Source organism: Rahnella sp. BIGb0603, assembly GCF_024808755.1.
Classification (GTDB): Bacteria; Pseudomonadota; Gammaproteobacteria; order Enterobacterales; family Enterobacteriaceae; genus Rahnella; species Rahnella contaminans.
The window spans coordinates 1-18,916 of the sequence record NZ_JANUEX010000014.1 but is presented as its reverse complement, the minus strand read 5'-3'; the positions used below and the strand labels follow the sequence as shown (position 1 = coordinate 18,916).

At 53.2% G+C, this 18,916-nt stretch carries 16 protein-coding genes and 1 riboswitch; of the genes, 7 read left to right on the top strand and 9 right to left on the bottom strand.

The features are described from left to right. Window positions 1–48 precede the first annotated feature (48 nt). Complete coding sequence (gene rpoC, locus M2403_RS24480; protein ID WP_152325372.1) at window positions 49–4,269, top strand: DNA-directed RNA polymerase subunit beta'; 4,221 nt, start codon at window positions 49–51, stop codon at window positions 4,267–4,269. 231 nt (window positions 4,270–4,500) lie between these two features. Here the strand turns inward: rpoC and thiH are convergent, their stop codons facing one another. From thiH to rsd, 7 genes are all read right to left on the bottom strand, one after another. Then, the gene (gene thiH, locus M2403_RS24475) at window positions 4,501–5,679 is read right to left on the bottom strand and encodes a 2-iminoacetate synthase ThiH (RefSeq protein WP_165062247.1); all 1,179 of its coding nucleotides are present in this window, start codon (window positions 5,677–5,679) and stop codon (window positions 4,501–4,503) included. Further along, window positions 5,676–6,455 (bottom strand): thiazole synthase, encoded by a 780-nt coding sequence (locus M2403_RS24470; protein ID WP_259231232.1) that lies wholly within the window; start codon window positions 6,453–6,455, stop codon window positions 5,676–5,678. Before M2403_RS24470 ends, thiH begins: the two co-directional genes overlap by 4 nt. 3 nt (window positions 6,456–6,458) lie before the next feature. Further along, a complete protein-coding gene (thiS, locus tag M2403_RS24465) occupies window positions 6,459–6,659 on the bottom strand; it encodes a sulfur carrier protein ThiS (protein WP_259231229.1) in 201 nt (66 codons plus the stop codon). Beyond that, a complete protein-coding gene (locus M2403_RS24460) occupies window positions 6,656–7,405 on the bottom strand; it encodes a HesA/MoeB/ThiF family protein (RefSeq protein WP_259231228.1) in 750 nt (249 codons plus the stop codon). Before M2403_RS24460 ends, thiS begins: the two co-directional genes overlap by 4 nt. Further along, window positions 7,398–8,051, bottom strand: a complete 654-nt coding sequence (thiE, locus tag M2403_RS24455) for a thiamine phosphate synthase (protein ID WP_259231226.1) — start codon at window positions 8,049–8,051, stop codon at window positions 7,398–7,400. Before thiE ends, M2403_RS24460 begins: the two co-directional genes overlap by 8 nt. After that, complete coding sequence (gene thiC / locus M2403_RS24450; protein WP_254302910.1) at window positions 8,048–10,000, bottom strand: phosphomethylpyrimidine synthase ThiC; 1,953 nt, start codon at window positions 9,998–10,000, stop codon at window positions 8,048–8,050. Before thiC ends, thiE begins: the two co-directional genes overlap by 4 nt. 145 nt (window positions 10,001–10,145) lie before the next feature. Next, window positions 10,146–10,272, bottom strand: a riboswitch (TPP riboswitch). An 80-nt stretch (window positions 10,273–10,352) separates the two neighbouring features. Continuing rightward, a complete protein-coding gene (gene rsd, locus M2403_RS24445) occupies window positions 10,353–10,862 on the bottom strand; it encodes a sigma D regulator (RefSeq protein WP_152325379.1) in 510 nt (169 codons plus the stop codon). A gap of 98 nt (window positions 10,863–10,960) precedes the next feature. On the opposite strand from rsd, the gene nudC reads away from it, so the two are divergent. The 6 genes from nudC to M2403_RS24415 all read left to right on the top strand — a co-directional run bounded on the left by nudC (window position 10,961) and on the right by M2403_RS24415 (window position 15,401). Further along, a complete protein-coding gene (nudC, locus tag M2403_RS24440; protein WP_152325380.1) occupies window positions 10,961–11,746 on the top strand; it encodes an NAD(+) diphosphatase in 786 nt (261 codons plus the stop codon). Between the two features lie 71 nt (window positions 11,747–11,817). After that, window positions 11,818–12,882: a uroporphyrinogen decarboxylase gene (gene hemE, locus M2403_RS24435; protein ID WP_152325381.1), complete on the top strand. Its 1,065-nt coding sequence runs from the start codon at window positions 11,818–11,820 to the stop codon at window positions 12,880–12,882. A gap of 9 nt (window positions 12,883–12,891) precedes the next feature. Further along, window positions 12,892–13,572, top strand: a complete 681-nt coding sequence (gene nfi, locus M2403_RS24430; RefSeq protein WP_152325382.1) for a deoxyribonuclease V — start codon at window positions 12,892–12,894, stop codon at window positions 13,570–13,572. 70 nt (window positions 13,573–13,642) lie between these two features. Next, entirely contained in the window at window positions 13,643–14,233 is a 591-nt protein-coding gene (locus tag M2403_RS24425) for a YjaG family protein (RefSeq protein WP_015699027.1), read from the top strand. Window positions 14,234–14,423: 190 nt separating this feature from the next. Beyond that, on the top strand, window positions 14,424–14,696 hold the full coding sequence (gene hupA, locus M2403_RS24420) for a nucleoid-associated protein HU-alpha (protein WP_013577396.1): 273 nt from the start codon (window positions 14,424–14,426) through the stop codon (window positions 14,694–14,696). Between the two features lie 63 nt (window positions 14,697–14,759). Further along, window positions 14,760–15,401 carry a DUF1481 domain-containing protein gene (locus tag M2403_RS24415; RefSeq protein ID WP_235937461.1) on the top strand — a complete coding sequence of 214 codons (642 nt, stop codon included), beginning with the start codon at window positions 14,760–14,762 and terminating at the stop codon, window positions 15,399–15,401. 86 nt (window positions 15,402–15,487) lie between these two features. Here the strand turns inward: M2403_RS24415 and purD are convergent, their stop codons facing one another. Both purD and purH read right to left on the bottom strand, forming a co-directional pair. After that, a complete protein-coding gene (gene purD, locus M2403_RS24410; RefSeq protein WP_152325384.1) occupies window positions 15,488–16,777 on the bottom strand; it encodes a phosphoribosylamine--glycine ligase in 1,290 nt (429 codons plus the stop codon). Between the two features lie 46 nt (window positions 16,778–16,823). Beyond that, window positions 16,824–18,413: a bifunctional phosphoribosylaminoimidazolecarboxamide formyltransferase/IMP cyclohydrolase gene (purH, locus tag M2403_RS24405; protein ID WP_259231223.1), complete on the bottom strand. Its 1,590-nt coding sequence runs from the start codon at window positions 18,411–18,413 to the stop codon at window positions 16,824–16,826. Window positions 18,414–18,916 lie beyond the last annotated feature (503 nt).

The following is an 18,916-nucleotide window of genomic DNA, read 5'->3' as shown; positions in this document are numbered from 1 at the left end:
CAATACAGACCAGGTGCCTAACAGGTCTAACCCGACGGGAGCCAATCCGTGAAAGACTTACTAAAGTTTCTGAAAGCGCAAACTAAGACCGAAGAGTTTGATGCGATCAAAATTGCTCTGGCATCGCCAGACATGATCCGTTCTTGGTCTTTTGGTGAAGTTAAGAAGCCAGAAACCATTAACTACCGTACGTTCAAACCAGAACGTGACGGCCTTTTCTGCGCCCGTATTTTCGGACCAGTAAAAGACTACGAATGCCTGTGCGGTAAGTACAAGCGTTTAAAACATCGCGGCGTGATTTGCGAGAAGTGCGGCGTTGAAGTGACCCAGACTAAAGTACGCCGTGAGCGTATGGGCCACATCGAACTGGCTTCCCCGACTGCACACATCTGGTTCCTGAAATCGCTGCCATCGCGCATCGGTTTGCTGCTGGATATGCCATTGCGTGACATCGAACGTGTTCTGTACTTCGAATCCTATGTGGTTATCGAAGGCGGCATGACTAACCTCGAAAAACGCCAGATCCTGACTGAAGAGCAGTATCTGGATGCGTTGGAAGAGTTTGGTGATGAGTTCGACGCGAAGATGGGTGCTGAAGCAATCCAGGCTCTGTTGAAAAACATGGATCTGGAAGCGGAATGCGAACAACTGCGTGAAGAGTTGAACGAAACCAACTCCGAAACCAAACGTAAGAAGCTGACCAAGCGTATCAAGCTGCTGGAAGCGTTCGTTCAGTCTGGTAACAAACCAGAGTGGATGATCCTGACCGTGCTGCCGGTACTGCCACCAGACTTGCGTCCATTGGTTCCGTTGGACGGCGGCCGTTTCGCTACATCAGATCTGAACGATCTGTATCGTCGCGTTATCAACCGTAACAACCGTCTGAAACGCCTGCTGGATCTGGCTGCGCCAGACATCATCGTACGTAACGAAAAACGTATGCTGCAAGAAGCGGTAGATGCTTTGCTGGATAACGGCCGTCGCGGTCGTGCTATCACCGGCTCTAACAAGCGTCCGCTGAAATCTCTGGCAGACATGATTAAAGGTAAACAGGGTCGTTTCCGTCAGAACTTGCTGGGTAAACGTGTCGACTACTCTGGTCGTTCCGTTATCACCGTAGGTCCTTACCTGCGTCTGCACCAGTGTGGTCTGCCGAAGAAAATGGCACTGGAACTGTTCAAACCGTTCATCTACGGCAAGCTGGAACTGCGTGGCCTGGCCACCACCATCAAAGCCGCGAAGAAAATGGTTGAGCGCGAAGAAGCTGTCGTTTGGGATATCCTGGACGAAGTTATCCGCGAACACCCGGTACTGCTGAACCGTGCACCAACCCTGCACCGTTTGGGTATCCAGGCGTTTGAACCCGTTCTGATCGAAGGTAAAGCAATTCAGCTGCACCCGCTGGTTTGTGCGGCATATAACGCCGACTTCGATGGTGACCAGATGGCTGTTCACGTACCGTTGACGCTGGAAGCTCAGCTGGAAGCGCGTGCGTTGATGATGTCCACCAACAACATCCTGTCACCTGCGAACGGCGAGCCAATCATCGTTCCTTCTCAGGACGTTGTATTGGGTCTGTACTACATGACCCGTGACTGTGTTAACGCCAAAGGCGAAGGCATGGTTCTGACTGGTCCTAAAGAAGCTGAGCGTATTTACCGCGCCGGTTTGGCCTCTCTGCATGCGCGTGTGAAAGTGCGTATTACCGAAGAGATCAAAAATACCGAAGGCGAAGTTACGCATCAGACGTCGATTATCGACACGACTGTGGGTCGCGCCATCCTTTGGATGATCGTACCAAAAGGTCTGCCGTTCTCTATCGTCAACCAGCCTCTGGGCAAAAAAGCTATCTCCAAAATGCTGAACACCTGTTACCGCATTTTGGGCCTGAAGCCGACCGTTATTTTTGCTGACCAGATCATGTACACCGGTTTTGCTTACGCTGCCCGTTCAGGCGCGTCAGTAGGTATCGATGACATGGTAATCCCTGCGAAGAAAGCAGAGATCATCGAAGAAGCAGAAACCGAAGTTGCTGAAATCCAGGAACAGTTCCAGTCTGGTCTGGTCACTGCTGGCGAACGCTATAACAAAGTGATCGACATCTGGGCTGCGGCCAACGAACGTGTTGCTAAGGCAATGATGGAAAACTTGTCTGTTGAAGACGTCGTCAACCGTGACGGTGTTGTTGAACAGCAGGTTTCCTTCAACAGCATCTTTATGATGGCCGACTCCGGTGCGCGTGGTTCTGCTGCACAGATTCGTCAGCTGGCCGGTATGCGTGGTCTGATGGCGAAACCAGATGGTTCCATCATTGAAACGCCAATCACCGCGAACTTCCGTGAAGGTCTGAACGTACTCCAGTACTTCATCTCTACTCACGGTGCTCGTAAAGGCTTGGCGGATACCGCACTGAAAACTGCGAACTCCGGTTATCTGACCCGTCGTCTGGTTGACGTGGCACAGGACCTGGTAGTTACCGAAGACGACTGTGGTACTCACGAAGGCATCATGATGACTCCGGTCATCGAAGGTGGCGACGTTAAAGAACCACTGCGCGAGCGTGTACTGGGTCGTGTGACTGCAGAAGATATCCTTAAGCCGGGTACGGCGGATATTCTGGTTCCACGTAACACCCTGCTTCACGAGAAGACGTGTGATCTGTTAGAAGAGAACTCTGTCGACAGCGTGAAAGTACGTTCAGTCGTAAGTTGCGAAACCGACTTTGGTGTGTGTGCAAACTGCTACGGTCGCGACCTGGCACGTGGTCACATCATCAACAAAGGTGAAGCGATCGGTGTTATTGCAGCACAGTCCATCGGTGAGCCGGGTACTCAGCTGACGATGCGTACGTTCCACATCGGTGGTGCGGCATCTCGTGCGGCTGCTGAATCCAGCATCCAGGTGAAAAACACCGGTACCATTAAACTGAGCAACCACAAGCACGTTAGCAACTCTAACGGCAAACTGGTTATCACTTCCCGTAACACTGAGCTGAAATTGATCGACGAATTCGGTCGTACCAAAGAAAGCTATAAAGTGCCTTACGGTTCCGTGATGGGCAAAGGTGATGGCGCATCTGTTAACGGCGGCGAAACCGTTGCTAACTGGGATCCGCACACAATGCCAGTTATCAGTGAAGTGAGTGGTTTCATTCGCTTTGCCGATATGGTTGATACTCAGACCATTACCCGTCAGACAGATGACCTGACCGGTTTGTCCTCTCTGGTTGTTCTGGATTCTGCAGAACGTACTGGTAGCGGTAAAGACCTGCGTCCGGCACTGAAAATCGTTGATGCTAAAGGCGACGACGTATTGATCCCAGGTACTGATATGCCTGCTCAATACTTCCTGCCAGGTAAAGCGATCGTTCAGCTGGAAGATGGTACTCAGATTCACTCTGGTGACACCCTGGCGCGTATTCCTCAGGAATCCGGCGGTACCAAGGACATCACCGGTGGTCTGCCACGCGTTGCTGACCTGTTCGAAGCGCGTCGTCCGAAAGAGCCTGCAATCCTTGCTGAAATCAGCGGGATCATCTCCTTCGGTAAAGAAACCAAAGGCAAACGTCGTCTGGTAATTTCTCCGTTAGATGGCAGCGATGCTTACGAAGAAATGATTCCAAAATGGCGTCAGCTGAACGTGTTCGAAGGCGAAGTTGTGGAACGTGGTGACGTCGTATCCGACGGCCCTGAATCTCCACACGACATTCTGCGTCTTCGTGGTGTTCACGCGGTAACCCGCTACATCACCAACGAAGTGCAGGAAGTTTACCGTCTGCAAGGCGTTAAGATTAACGATAAACACATCGAAGTTATCGTTCGTCAGATGTTGCGTAAAGGCACCATCGTTAGCGCTGGTGGCACGGACTTCCTGGAAGGCGAGCAGGCAGAAATGTCTCGCGTTAAAATCGCTAACCGTCAGCTGGAAGCTGAAGGCAAAATCACGGCAACCTTTACCCGTGACCTGCTCGGTATCACCAAGGCATCCCTGGCGACCGAGTCCTTCATCTCTGCTGCATCGTTCCAGGAAACCACGCGCGTTCTTACCGAAGCGGCTGTTGCCGGTAAACGTGATGAACTGCGTGGCCTGAAAGAGAACGTTATCGTTGGCCGTCTGATCCCAGCCGGTACCGGTTACGCTTATCACCAGGATCGTGCACGCCGTAAAGCTCAGGGCGAAGTGCCAGTTGTACCGCAAGTCAGCGCGGACGAAGCAACGGCTAACCTGGCTGAACTGCTGAACGCAGGTTTCGGTAACAGCGACGATTAATCGTCTTCTGTCGAAACGCATAAAACCGCTCTTTCGGGAGCGGTTTTTTTTTGCCTGAAATAGGGGAGTTGATAATGTCAGGAAAGAGGAGCCGGAACAGGAAACTGGACGATAACCCGTTCCGGCTGGTTGGAAGCAGCACCGGGATGAATGGCGCTGGCCGGTTGCGATGATGCAGCGACAGCGGCACGGTAACCTTCCCGGCGTGCTGGCGCGAGAGGCAAAATCGCTTTATGGAATACGCATTCCTGAGAGATTATCGCGTTGCTGTCTGGCGACATTTTCCTGCGGCGTACGCCCCAAAAAACTGTCCCAGTCTTTCCACACGGGCTGCAATCCTGCTTGCGTTAATGCCGCAGCCACCCGCTGAGGTGAGCGGTTATCATGTGGCGCAAATTGTTCCAGTTCCGGATGATCGTCTGCGTAACCGCCCGGTTGAGTTTTGGATCCGGCGCTGACCGTGTTGATCGCCAGAGGAATGACATGATCGCGGAAATACGGTGACTCGCGTGTCGACAGGGAAAGCTCGACATCCGGCGACAACATCCGGAAAGCGCAAATCAGCTGCACCAGTTGGTTTTCCTCCAGCAACGAAGCCGGTTCGATTCCGCCGGTGCACGGGCGCAATCTCGGGAACGCCACCGAATAGCGGCTTTGCCAGTAAGTTTGTTGTAGATAAAGCAAATGCTCAGCCACCATATAACTGTCAGTTCGCCAGTTTCCGGAAAGCCCGAACAACGCGCCGAGTCCGATCTTATCGATTCCCGCGCGCCCCAGCCGGTCAGGGGTTTCCAGCCGCCAGAAGAAATCTTGTTTTTGCCCGCGCAGATGATGCAGCGCATAGGTCGGTGCGTGATAGGTTTCCTGATAAACCAGAACACCGTCCAGCCCCAGCGTTTTTAACTCGGCGTATTCTTCCTGAGGTAGCGGCTGCACTTCAATCATCAGTGAATCAAAATGACTGCGGATAGCCGGGAAATGTCGGCGGAAATAATCCATACCAACTTTCCCTTTATGCTCGCCCGTAACCAGCAACAGGTGTTTGAATCCCAGCGCGTTCAGCGCCTCACATTCAGCGATGATTTCCTCTTCATCCAGCGTCTTACGTTTGATTTTGTTGCTCATCGAGAAGCCGCAGTACGTGCACTCATTGGCGCAAAGGTTGGAGAGATAAAGGGGGGCGAAGAAATTCACGGTATTGCCGAAACGCTGGCGCGTGAGCTGTTGCGCGCGCTGGGCCATTTCTTCGAGATACGGTAACGCGGCCGGAGAAATCAGTGCCATAAAACCATCACGGTCGATTTTGTTCCTGCTCAGCGCCCGCTCAACATCACTGGACGTTTTGCTGTTAATTCGCAGGGAAATATCGTCCCAGTCGAGCGTTGACCAGACATCGGTAAAGTTGCTCATAAGCTTGCCTGCGGGGAAGTCAGAAAACCGGTCAGGGGGCTGGATGCGCTGGCGTACCGTTGCCGTCCGCCTAATCCGCTTTGACGGGCAAGCACGCCCGCTTCAACGGCCAGCCGGAAAGCTGTCGCCATGGAAACCGGATCACGCGCAACGGCAATTGCCGTATTCACCAGCACGGCGTCCGCGCCCATTTCAAGCGCCTCAGTGGCCTGACTGGGTGCGCCGATCCCGGCATCAACCACAACGGGCACGCGCGCCTGTTCGATAATAATTTGCAGAAACTCACGGGTTTGCAGCCCCTGATTAGAGCCTATCGGTGAGCCGAGCGGCATCACTGCCGCGCATCCGGCTTCTTCAAGACGCTTGCACAGCACCGGATCAGCACTGCAATAAGGCAAAACGACAAACCCCTGTTTCACTAGTATCTCTGCGGCTTTCAGGGTTTCGATGGCATCGGGCAGCAGGTATTTCATGTCCGGATGGATTTCCAGTTTGACCCAGTTTGTGCCCAGTGCTTCGCGGGCCAGTTGAGCGGCAAACACCGCTTCTTCTGCCGTTTTTGCCCCTGACGTATTGGGCAACAGGCGCACGCCAAGTTGCTGCAAAGGCGAAAGAATATCATCGCCGCCACGCCGCAGATCGACGCGTTTCATCGCCATGGTCACCAGCTCAGAGCCCGATGCTTCCAGTGCCAGTTGCATCAGCGCCGGACTGGCGAATTTTCCGGTTCCGGTAAAAAGGTGTGAGGTAAACGGAGCATCAGCAATTTTTAACATGTTTCATCCTCCGGCTATCGCCTGAAAGAGCAAAATCTCATCACCGTCTGCCAGCCAGTGTGCAGGCCAGTTATCGCGGGGGATAATGACCTGATTTACCGCCAGCGCGCTGCCCGCAGTGTTTAACGCCAGCTCATCGAGAAGAGCTAATAGCGTGAGCGGCTGACTGAACTGATGAGATTCATCATTGACCAGAATATTCACGCATAGCCTCCGCAGACGGTACAGGCAGATGATCGCGTGAGTTGCAGTGAACGCCAGTTCTGTGTTTTTCCGTCGAACAGCCGGAGTTTGCCGCTCAGTATGCAAGGCAGCCCAGCCAGGATTTTCAGTGCTTCGAGCGCCTGTAATGTACCGATAGTGCCCACTACCGGCCCGAGTACGCCGGATGTCCGGCAGTTACGTTGCACGGTTTCCTGATCCGGATACAAACAGGCATAACAACCGTGAGCGTAGGGTGCTTCAATCACCAGAAGCTGTCCGCTGAATCCGACGGCGCTGCCGCTGATTAGCGTTTTGCCTGCATCCACGCAGGCTTTATTGACGGCATGACGGGTCTCCATGTTGTCGCTGCAATCCAGAACGATATCGGCATTGGCCACCGCTTGTGTCAGTGCTTCACCCAGCAGGCGTTCCGTAATGGCCACGGCTTCGCAAAGCGGATTCAGGCGCAGCAGTTCACGCTTTGCCAAAGTGGCTTTGGGCTGATCGAGATCGGCTGTGCGGTAAAGGATTTGCCGCTGAAGGTTGGTGATATGCAGCCGGTCGTCATCGGCCAGAAAAAGCGTGCCGACGCCCGCCGCCGCCAGATACAGGGCGGCAGGAGAACCGAGTCCGCCAAGTCCGACGATCAGCACCTTTGCCGCCTGTAACTTTTCCTGCGCCTGCGGGCCGAATTCCTCCAGCATCAGCTGACGGCTGTAACGCATAAACGCCGCATCGTTAAGCATCTTCCGGCACCTTGCTGGCACACAAGGCCAGCAGTTCGGCGGTGGCTGCACGCCAGTCCATGGCCTGCGTAATGGCGCTGACGACCGCAATGCTGCCGACGCCGCAGTCCAGAACCGACGGCGCGCGGTCAATGCTGATCCCGCCGATGGCCACTGTCGGAAAGCGGCCATCGAGTTGCTTAATGTGTCGGGTGAGTTCTTCCAGACCCTGTGGCGCCGACGGCATATCTTTGGTCTGCGTCGGGAAGATATGGCCCAGAGCGATGTATGAAGGATTCACGGAAACGGCGCGCGTCATTTCAGCCTCGTCATGCGTGGAAACGCCCAGTCGCAGACCGGCCTGACGAATTGCCGCAAGATCGGCTGTATCGAGATCTTCCTGACCCAGATGCACGCCATATGCATGATGCTTCACCGCCAGACGCCAGTAATCGTTGATGAACAGCCGCGCCTGATATTTTTTTCCCAGCGCGATGGCCTCGATAATTGCCGGTTCGACGTCTTCATCGGGTAAATCTTTCACCCGCAACTGCAGCGTTTTCACGCCTGCATCGAGCAGACGGGCGATCCATTCCACCGTATCGACAACCGGATATAAACCAAGGTGAAAAGGAACGGCGGGGAAGGGCTGAGCTGACTGATTCATTTGTTGATCTCCGTGGCAGGATGATAAAGCTCGCCGCCGCGTGAACGGAATTCAGCTGACATTTGTGCCATGCCGGATTCAACGAGTTCGATGGGCCGGGCTTTAGCTTCCAGCGCGGCGGCGTAATCGCGAACTTCCTGAGTGATTTTCATTGAGCAGAATTTCGGGCCGCACATCGAACAGAAGTGGGCGACTTTGCCGGATTCCTGCGGTAACGTTTCATCGTGGTAGGCGCGGGCAGTGGCCGGGTCCAGAGCCAGATTAAACTGATCTTCCCAGCGGAATTCGAAACGGGCTTTGGACATGGCGTTGTCGCGGATTTGCGCACCCGGATGGCCTTTGGCTAAATCGGCGGCATGTGCTGCAATTTTGTAGGTAATCAGACCCTGCTTAACGTCTTCTTTATTCGGCAGGCCGAGATGCTCTTTCGGTGTGACGTAACACAGCATGGCACAACCGAACCAGCCAATCATCGCAGCGCCAATACCGGACGTGAAGTGGTCATAACCGGGCGCAATGTCGGTCGTCAGCGGCCCGAGCGTATAGAACGGCGCTTCGTGGCATTGCTCGAGTTCTTCCGTCATATTGCGGCGGATCATCTGCATCGGCACATGCCCCGGCCCTTCAATCATCACCTGCACGTCATATTCCCAGGCGATTTTCGTCAGCTCGCCCAGCGTGTGCAATTCTGCAAACTGCGCTTCGTCGTTGGCGTCCTGAATCGAGCCGGGACGCAGACCGTCACCGAGAGAAAGCGAGACATCGTAAGCGGCGCAGATTTCGCAAATCTCCCGGAAATTTTCATACAGGAAGCTTTCGCGATGATGTGACAGACACCATTTCGCCATGATTGAGCCACCGCGCGAAACAATACCGGTCAGACGTTTGGCGGTCATCGGCACATAACGCAGCAACACGCCAGCGTGAATGGTGAAGTAATCCACACCTTGTTCCGCCTGCTCCAGCAGGGTGTCGCGGAACATTTCCCAGTTAAGGTCTTCGGCCACACCATTCACTTTTTCCAGCGCCTGATAAATCGGCACCGTACCGATCGGCACCGGGCTGTTACGCAGGATCCATTCACGGGTTTCATGGATATAGCGGCCGGTGGAGAGATCCATCACCGTGTCCGCGCCCCAGCGCGTCGACCACACCAGTTTTTCAACTTCTTCTTCGATGGATGACGTCACCGCCGAGTTGCCGATATTGGCGTTCACCTTCACCAGAAAATTGCGGCCAATGATCATCGGCTCGGATTCCGGGTGATTGATGTTGGCGGGGATAATCGCGCGACCGGCGGCCACTTCCTGGCGAACAAAGTCGGCGGTGATATTCGCGGGCAGGTGCGCCCCGAAGCTTTCACCGGGATGTTGCTGGCGCAGGACTTCTCCGCGGATCCGCTCACGCCCCATGTTTTCGCGAATAGCGATGAATTCCATCTCAGGGGTAATCATGCCCCGTCGCGCATAATGCAGCTGTGTGACATTTTTACCGGCAATGGCTTTTCGCGGGCGCGGAAGATGTTCGAAGCGTAAATGATCCAGCCCTTCGTCGGCCAGGCGCTGCTGAGTAAAACCGGAGCTGACTTGCGGAAGTTCTTCGGTATCGGCGCGTCCGGTTATCCAGCGGGCACGCAATTTTTCAAGACCGGTATGCACGTCGATGGTCGCAGACGGGTCGCCATACGGTCCGGCGGTGTCATAAACCGGAATCGCTTCGTTTTCTTCAAACTGCGGGTTGTCTTTTCCGCCGCCGACCAGCGTCGGGCTGAGCTGGATTTCACGCATAGGGACACGAATACCGGCGTTGTCGCCCTGAAGATAGATACGTCGGGAATTGGGAAAGGCTTCGCCCTGCAAGCTGTCGATAAATGACTGTGCCTGTGCGCGTTGTTCACGGCGGTTAGCGGGCTTTTTTTCGGATGTAACGGGTTTCTGGGTACTCGACATAGCAAATTCCTTGTGTTGTTTTCACGGCAAAAAGCGTGACAGAACGTAATGGAAAATTGCTTGTCTGGAGGTTTACGGCAGGAGTAAAAATGGGCGGTTGAACGCTGGCGGCCGTTTGCAGGCTGATGCCAAATCGCGCTAAACGCATAACATTACTCTTGTTCCCTTCGCGGGTACTAACCCGATCAGGTTCCGCGGATCCCGAATTAACGGTCTCAGCCTGGCATCATCTCCGCGAGGAAATTTTGCACGAGGCACTCCGACAAGAAGCCTCAATATAGGAGGCCGTTGTAAAAACTACAACCCTGAGCAGGGTTTTTATTGTGGCAACGTGTTGTGCAGAAGTAACACGTTACGCGGGTCTGGCAAGATGCTCTTCGTTTGCAGAAGGCAATTCTTTGCGACTTTCCGGATCAAAGGCCAGAATGATCAGTTGATCCTCAAGCTGAAAACGCGCATCCAATGCTTCACCCACATCGGATAATGCATAATGAAATGCGAAAGCATTGTCATCATCAATATCATTTTCGGTGTAACTGTCATGGAAAGCCATGATAGCTTCAGTATTGAGCTCGAGTGCAGGGTATATTTTCGCAGCCTGTAATTTTATCTCTGCACCTTCCACTTCATCGATGACCCGTTGATAAAGATGGAAATGACCGGCAGAAAGGTAATCCACCAGGTTATGGCAAAAGTTGTCCAACGCTTTTTCATTCAGCGGTGTATGTTTTTCTTTATTGGGTTTCAGGCCGACCAGTGTGCAGTAAGACACCAGCAATTCTTTACGCGCGTGCAGCCATTGATCCACTAACTCATTACTGCCACCAACGCGTTGGGTCAGTCTTTCCAGACGATTTAGCATGGTTGACTCCGTGAGCGAGAAAAAAGTAACCAAAGGTTACTAATATGTAAATATCAACCCCAGATTGTCAGTCTCGTCGAGGTTATGCAACAACAATTATGGAATTACAGATCACAGAAGAACATACCGGCTGGTGGGTAATCAGCTATGAGGGCAAGCTGTGGCTGCCCGAAGGTGAACTGCCGAATGGCAGCGCTGCGCAATTTTCTCTGACGGGCAAAATCGCGCGTCAGATTGGTGAATGGCAGGGCGAACCGGTGTGGATGGTACGTCAGGCGATGCACAATCACATGGTGTCTGCACGGCAGATGCTCGATCAGGATCGCGGGCTATTCCAGCTGGTCGGACGTGGCGTGCAGCTGTCGGAATTTTACCGTTCGCACAAGTTCTGCGGCTATTGCGGCCACGAGATGCACGTCAGTAAAACCGAATGGGCCGCGCTGTGCGGGCATTGCCGCGAACGCTATTATCCGCAGATTGCGCCCTGCATTATTGTCGCCATCCGCCGCGGTGATGAGATTTTGCTGGCGCAGCATGTCCGCCATCGCAATGGCATTCATACGGTTCTGGCAGGCTTCGTGGAAGTCGGGGAAACTCTTGAAGAAACTGTGGCGCGTGAAGTCATGGAAGAGAGCAATATCCGCGTGAAGAATGTCCGTTACGTCAGTTCTCAGCCGTGGCCTTTCCCTAATTCGCTGATGATGGCGTTTATGGCCGACTACGACAGCGGTGACATTGTGCATGATCCGAAAGAGCTGCTCAACGCAGGCTGGTATCGCTTTGATCAACTGCCACAGTTGCCGCCACCGGGGACCATCGCCCGCCGGCTGATTGAAGATACGGTTGCGCTGTGCCGCGCAGAAAGAGATGAAGACGACGTGTAGCAGGAGTGTTGCATGCTAGAATGCCGCCAGATTATTTTCGGGCGGCCCGAATATTGAAGGAAAAAGACAGAATGAATGAGTTGAAAAATGACCGCTACCTGCGCGCCCTGTTACGCCAGCCTGTGGATATCACACCGGTCTGGATGATGCGTCAGGCGGGCCGTTATTTGCCAGAATACAAAGAAACCCGCGCTGTAGCCGGTGATTTTATGTCGCTTTGCAAGAATGCAGAGCTGGCCTGCGAAGTGACCCTCCAGCCACTGCGTCGCTACCCGCTGGACGCCGCGATTCTGTTCTCTGACATCCTGACCATTCCTGATGCCATGGGGCTGGGGTTGTATTTCGAAGCCGGTGAAGGCCCTCGTTTTTCTTCCCCGCTGACCTGCCGTGCCGATGTGGAAAAACTGCCCGTCCCCGATCCTGAAATGGAACTGGGATACGTCATGAATGCGGTTCGTACTATCCGTAAAAACCTCAAAGGTGAAGTGCCGCTTATCGGTTTTTCCGGCAGCCCGTGGACACTGGCGACATATATGGTGGAAGGTGGCAGCAGCAAAGCCTTCACAAAAATCAAAAAGATGATGTATGCCGATCCGCAGACTTTGCACCTTTTGCTCGATAAAGTGGCTGACAGCGTCATTCTCTACCTTAATGCTCAAATCAAAGCGGGCGCTCAGTCTGTCATGATTTTTGACACCTGGGGCGGCGTGCTGACGCCTCGAGATTACCGCGAGTTTTCCCTGAACTACATGCATAAAATTGTCGACGGCCTGATCCGTGAAAACGAAGGGCGCCGTGTGCCGGTGACGTTGTTCACCAAAGGCGGCGGACAATGGCTGGAAGCGATGGCGGCAACCGGTTGTGACGCGCTGGGCCTCGACTGGACAACAGATATTGCCGAAGCCCGTCGTCGCGTGGGCGATAAAGTGGCGATTCAGGGCAACATGGATCCTTCCATGCTCTATGCTTCTCCGGTACGTATTGAACAGGAAGTGGAAACCATTCTGGCCGGTTTTGGTAAAGGCAACGGTCATGTGTTTAACCTGGGCCACGGCATTCACCAGGATGTTCCGCCAGAAAATGCGGGTGCGTTCGTGGAAGCTGTACATAGCCTGTCCCGGCAATATCACGAGTAAATCCGGCGTATGATTGATACCCGCGCATTACGTGAAGAACAACGGATCCTTGCAGATCAAATTGAACTGCGGGATCCGACTGAATTCAGCACACCGGCGTTGATCGCGGGTGTGGATGTCGGTTTCGAACAGGGTGGTGAAGTAACGCGAGCCGCGGTTGCGGTTCTGCGTTATCCCTCGCTTGAGCTGGTGGAATACCAGATAGCCCGCATTCCAACCGTCATGCCTTATATTCCCGGCTTCCTTTCTTTCCGGGAACTACCGGCGCTGTTGCAGGCCTGGAAGCAAATCAATGCGCGGCCCGATCTGGTGCTGGTTGACGGGCAGGGTATTGCGCATCCGCGCCGTCTTGGCGTCGCCAGCCATTTTGGCCTGATGATTGACGTGCCAACAATTGGTGTAGCGAAGAGCCGCTTGTGCGGCAAATTTCTGCCTCTCGGGGAAGACCAACACAGCCAGCAGGCGCTGTATGAAGGCGATGAGCAGATTGGCTGGGTCTGGCGCAGCAAACTGCGCTGTAATCCGCTGTTTATTTCACCGGGCAATCGCATCAGCATGGAATCGTCACTGTACTGGGTTGAACGCTGCATGCGGCAATATCGTTTGCCAGAGCCAACCCGCTGGGCGGATGCTGTGGCATCAAATCGGGCAGCGTTTCAACGCTGGCAACGGTTGAGTGATGATCTTTAGGAATCAAGGAATAGGGATATTGATTTATTTCAGGTAAACTCCCGCGCAGAAAAGTTAACGAGATCAACTCATGTTACGTAATCCAATTCATTTACGTCTGGAAAAGCTGGAAAGCTGGCAACACGTGACGTTTATGGCGAGCTTGTGTGAACGCATGTACCCGAACTATCAGGCTTTTTGCCTGGAAACCGGGTTTGGCGAGGCACAGCTTTACCGCCGTATCCTGGATTTAATCTGGGAAACGCTGGTGGTAAAAGACGCCAAGGTCAATTTTGACTCACAGCTCGAAAAACTGGAGGAAGCCGTGCCTTCTTCCGATGATTACGACATTTATGGTGTTTACCCGGCCATCGATGCGTGTATCGCATTAGGCGAACTGATTCATTCACGTCTGAGCGGCGAAACGTTGTCTCATGCGGTTGCCGTGAGTGAGACATCAATTCGTACTGTTGCGATGTTGGAAATGACTCAGGCCGGTAAAGAAATGACCGATGAAGAGCTGAAAGTCATTCCTGCTGTTGAAGAAGAATGGGACATCCAATGGGAGATTTTTCGCCTGTTGGCTGACTGTGAAGAGCGTGACCTGGAATTAATAAAAGGGTTACGTTCTGACCTGCGTGAAGCCGCTGTCAGTAACATTGGCATAAATTTAGCGCAATAAGGCTAGAAAACGTGATTTAACGCCTGATTTGTCGTGCCTTAAGGCTTCACATCCGCACCCTGTCTGGTCTACATTTGGGGTGCGTAAAAAAAGTGGCTATCGGTGCGTGTATGCAGGAGGGTGCTGTCAATCGGCATATCCGTCGCACTCGATGCTTTGCAAACGATAAACACACTGTAAAGGATAACTTATGAACAAGACTCAACTGATTGATGTAATTGCTGACAAAGCTGATCTTTCCAAAGCACAAGCCAAAGTTGCTCTTGAATCTACTCTGTCTGCTATTACCGAGTCTCTGAAAGAAGGTGATGCTGTACAATTGGTTGGTTTCGGGACTTTCAAGGTAAATCATCGTAACGAGCGTACTGGTCGTAACCCACAGACTGGTAAAGAAATCAAAATCGCAGCTGCAAACGTACCTGCGTTCGTTTCTGGTAAAGCTCTGAAAGACGCTGTTAAGTAATTGCTTGCAGTGAAAAGAATAAGCGGAGGGGCCTGTAAGCCCCTTCAGTTTATCACCCCCAGGCTGGTGGCAGGTTTACTGGTTCTCGGTCTGGTGGGTTGCAGTTCTAAAAACTCCTCTGAATTATTCTTTGCCAGCGGGTATGTTGCCGATCAGGGTATCAACAGGCTCTGGCGCGAAGACAACGCACAAAACGAACCTCAAACTATTCTCAACGTATACAGCCCCTATTTTGGCGGCGATACGGTCATTACCCGGTATGAATTCCAGCAGGGGCAATTACACCTGATTAAAGAAACGCATGCGACGCAAACTGATTTAGGCGTGATGCTGCGTTTTGACGATAGCGGGCACGTCAGCTTTATGCAGCGGCAGCTTCCTGAGCGCAGGGAAAAATTATCGTCAGATGATATCGAGCGCTATAAATATGAAGCGACAAAAATCCTCGATCTGAGTAATGCGCTGCGCGTGGGCAATGTCCGGCTGGTGCAGGCTAACTGGCGACAGGGTTTGATCACCACCTGCGCGGGTGAACAGGTGACGCCGAAACTGACCGTCCGTTCCCAGGTCTGGCTGGCTAAACGGGCCAGTCGGAGCAACGACAATCTTGGCCTTGCCTGGCTGACCGCACCCGAAGGCAACGAATTGCTGCTGGTTGCAAATGAAGATTTCTGTAAGTGGGAACCTAAAGAGTCAGATCTCTGATCCCGCTTGCTAATACGTATAAAGGAAAGGCACGCCGAAGCGTGCCTTTTTTGATCGTCAGGTTCTGATCGTCAGATGAACCGCGATTACTGATTGCGTTCGCGGTCAATGGCGCGATAGCCGATATCCTTGCGGTAAAAGCTGCCTTCCCAATGAATATCTTTCGCTAAATCATAAGCGCGCTGCTGAGCGGCTTCGACGGTTTTACCCAGCGCAGTCACACAGAGTACGCGTCCGCCATTTGTCACCACGCGTTCATCTTGCAAACGAGTTCCGGCCTGGAAGACTTTGCCGTCCGGGACTTCTTCCAGCGGTAAACCGTGGATCACATCACCGGTTTTGTAATCGGCAGGATAACCGCCAGCGGCAATTACAACGCCCAGCGAAGGACGCGGATCCCACTCAGAGGTTTTCTCGCCCAGACGACCTTCCGCACCGGCCAGACAAAGATCGACCAGATCCGAGCGCAGACGCAACATGATTGGCTGAGTTTCCGGATCCCCGAAGCGGCAGTTAAATTCGATCACTTTCGGCTGGCCGTCTGCGGAAATCATCAAACCTGCATACAGGAAGCCGGTGTAAGTATTATTCTCAGCCGCCATGCCGTGCACGGTTGGCCAGATAACCTGATCCATAACGCGCTGATGAATTTCATCCGTCACAACCGGTGCCGGGGAATAAGCGCCCATACCGCCGGTGTTCGGGCCGCTGTCGCCATCGCCAACACGTTTGTGATCCTGACTGGTTGCCATAGGCAGAACGTTCGTGCCGTCAACCATCACGATGAAGCTCGCCTCTTCGCCATTCAGGAATTCTTCGATAACGATGCGGTGGCCAGCATCGCCAAACGCATTTCCTGCCAGCATATCGTGGACTGCATCTTCTGCTTCTTTCAATGTCATCGCTACGATGACACCTTTGCCTGCAGCCAGTCCGTCAGCTTTAATGACGATCGGCGCGCCTTTGCTGCGCAGATAAGCCAGTGCCGGTTCGATTTCGGTGAAGTTCTGGTAATCCGCGCTGGGAATATTGTGGCGAGCGAGGAAATCCTTGGTGAAAGCTTTTGAGCCTTCCAGCTGCGCCGCTTCCTGCGTCGGGCCAAAAATTTTCAGACCCGCAGCGCGGAATGCGTCGACCACGCCAATCACCAGCGGGGCTTCCGGGCCGACAATCGTCAGGCCGATATCATTGCTTTTGGCGAACGCCAGCAAACCAGCGATATCCGTTGCAGCGATATCGACATTCTCCAGCAGAGGTTCCAGTGCGGTACCGGCGTTTCCGGGTGCGACAAAAACTTTGTCCGCCAGAGGAGATTGCGATGCCTTCCATGCCAGTGCATGTTCACGCCCGCCGTTACCGATAATTAAAATATTCATTCGAGGACTCCGGGTGAGCGGGCGCATCGCACCCGCTAAAAGAAAATTAATGACGGAAATGGCGCATGTCGGTGAACAGCATTGCGATACCGTGTTCGTTTGCGGCCGCGATAACTTCGTCATCACGAATTGAACCGCCTGGCTGAATCACACAGGTAATGCCTACCGCAGCGGCTGCATCAATACCGTCGCGGAACGGGAAGAAGGCATCGGATGCCATCACGGAACCTGCGACTTCCAGACCTTCGTCAGCGGCTTTAATCCCCGCGATTTTCGCTGAGTAAACGCGGCTCATTTGGCCTGCGCCAATACCGATAGTCATTTTGTCGCGTGCATAAACAATAGCGTTGGATTTTACGAACTTAGCGACTTTCCAGCAGAACAGTGCATCAGTCAGTTCCTGCTCAGTTGGCTGGCGCTGGGAAACAACGCGCAGGTCACCGGCATCAACCATGCCCAAATCACGATCCTGAACCAGCAGGCCGCCATTGACACGTTTGAAGTCCAGCGCTTTCTGGCGTCCTTGCCATTGGCCGCATGTCAGAACGCGGACGTTTTGTTTTGCCGCAGTCAGGGCCAGCGCTTCAGGGCTGACTGATGGGGCGATGATCACCTCCACAAACTGGCGGCTGATGATCGCTTTCGCGGTTTCAGCATCGAGCTCGCGGTTGAAGGCAATAATGCCGCCGAAAGCAGAGGTCGGGTCAGTCTGATAAGCACGTTCGTAAGCAGTCAGAATATTGTCGCCGATGGCAACGCCGCAAGGGTTCGCGTGTTTGACGATGACGCAAGCTGGCTCTGCAAATTCCTTCACACATTCCAATGCCGCATCGGTATCTGCAATGTTGTTATAGGAAAGGGCTTTGCCTTGAAGTTGGGTCGAGGTCGCAACGGAAGCTTCGCTGACGTTCTCTTCTATATAGAAAGCGGCGTTCTGATGGCTGTTCTCGCCATAACGCATATCTTGTTTCTTTATATAGCTAAGATTCAGGGTACGCGGGAACTGACCAGACGCAGATTCGGTATCGCCGTGATATGCCGGAACCATGGTGCCGAAGTAGTTGGCAATCATGCCGTCATAATAGGCGGTGTGCTCGAAGGCTTTAATCGCCAGATTGAAACGGGTTGCCAGCGTCAGTGAGCTGCTGTTGGCATCCATCTCTTCAATAATAGAAGCGTAGTCACTGCTCTTCACCACGATCGCTACGTCTTTGTGGTTCTTCGCCGCCGAGCGGACCATGGTCGGGCCGCCGATATCAATGTTTTCTACCGCATCTTCCAGTGAGCAATCCGGGCGTGCGACGGTTTGCGCGAATGGGTAAAGGTTCACGACCACCATGTCGATTGGCGCGATCGCGTGCTGCGCCATAATTTCATCATCTTTCCCGCGACGGCCGAGGATCCCACCGTGAACTTTCGGGTGCAGGGTTTTGACGCGTCCATCCATCATTTCCGGGAAACCCGTGTAGTCAGACACTTCTGTGACTGGCAGACCGGCTTTTGCCAACAGGCTGGCGGTGCCGCCAGTGGAAAGTAATTCAACGCCACGCGAAGAGAGTGCCTGGGCGAATTCTACGATACCGGCTTTATCAGAAACACTGAGCAGGGCGCGGCGGATTGGACGAGATTGTTGCATGGTGGTTTATATCCTTGGCTTTGGAGTCGCAATAAAGAGCGTTATCGGAATTCAATGAGCGTTTTCTTCTCTCTCTATAGAGCAATTTGCAGAAAAACGCGGGATTGAGCTCAGATAACTTCCCTCTGGCGACTTACTTTTCATTTATCACCCGTAACAGGTGTCGAAAACTGACGCGCGAAATTGTAGCGAAAACGATTGCGCGACGCTCGCAAAATTTGAGATTCCTGTGCGGCTGTGGATAAATCTGTGTAAAACACGGTATAAGCGGTGTGTTTGCTGTGTAATGCAGCAAACGGTATTTTTTCTTAAAATTAGCCCTTGCGGGCTGCTGAGAACTCCCTATAATGCCGCTCCATCGACAGGGAACAACGTGAACAACATCACGAAGTGACCGGGTCGGAAAGGTTAAAAACAGCGGCAACCGGATGAAATAAACGGTTGACACTGAATGAGGAAAGCGTAATATACGCCACCTCGAGTTAGCAAGCGAAAGCGCGTAA

Bases quoted from the DNA above. Each gene is read 5' to 3' on its own strand.
- thiH (WP_165062247.1), bottom strand. From the start codon at position 5,679: ATGAGCAACTTTACCGATGTCTGGTCAACGCTCGACTGGGACGATATT.
- M2403_RS24470 (WP_259231232.1), bottom strand. From the start codon at position 6,455: ATGTTAAAAATTGCTGATGCTCCGTTTACCTCACACCTTTTTACCGGA.
- M2403_RS24460 (WP_259231228.1), bottom strand. From the start codon at position 7,405: ATGCTTAACGATGCGGCGTTTATGCGTTACAGCCGTCAGCTGATGCTG.
- thiE (WP_259231226.1), bottom strand. From the start codon at position 8,051: ATGAATCAGTCAGCTCAGCCCTTCCCCGCCGTTCCTTTTCACCTTGGT.
- thiC (WP_254302910.1), bottom strand. From the start codon at position 10,000: ATGTCGAGTACCCAGAAACCCGTTACATCCGAAAAAAAGCCCGCTAAC.
- rsd (WP_152325379.1), bottom strand. From the start codon at position 10,862: ATGCTAAATCGTCTGGAAAGACTGACCCAACGCGTTGGTGGCAGTAAT.
- nudC (WP_152325380.1), top strand. From the start codon at position 10,961: ATGGAATTACAGATCACAGAAGAACATACCGGCTGGTGGGTAATCAGC.
- hemE (WP_152325381.1), top strand. From the start codon at position 11,818: ATGAATGAGTTGAAAAATGACCGCTACCTGCGCGCCCTGTTACGCCAG.
- nfi (WP_152325382.1), top strand. From the start codon at position 12,892: ATGATTGATACCCGCGCATTACGTGAAGAACAACGGATCCTTGCAGAT.
- M2403_RS24425 (WP_015699027.1), top strand. From the start codon at position 13,643: ATGTTACGTAATCCAATTCATTTACGTCTGGAAAAGCTGGAAAGCTGG.
- hupA (WP_013577396.1), top strand. From the start codon at position 14,424: ATGAACAAGACTCAACTGATTGATGTAATTGCTGACAAAGCTGATCTT.
- purD (WP_152325384.1), bottom strand. From the start codon at position 16,777: ATGAATATTTTAATTATCGGTAACGGCGGGCGTGAACATGCACTGGCA.
- purH (WP_259231223.1), bottom strand. From the start codon at position 18,413: ATGCAACAATCTCGTCCAATCCGCCGCGCCCTGCTCAGTGTTTCTGAT.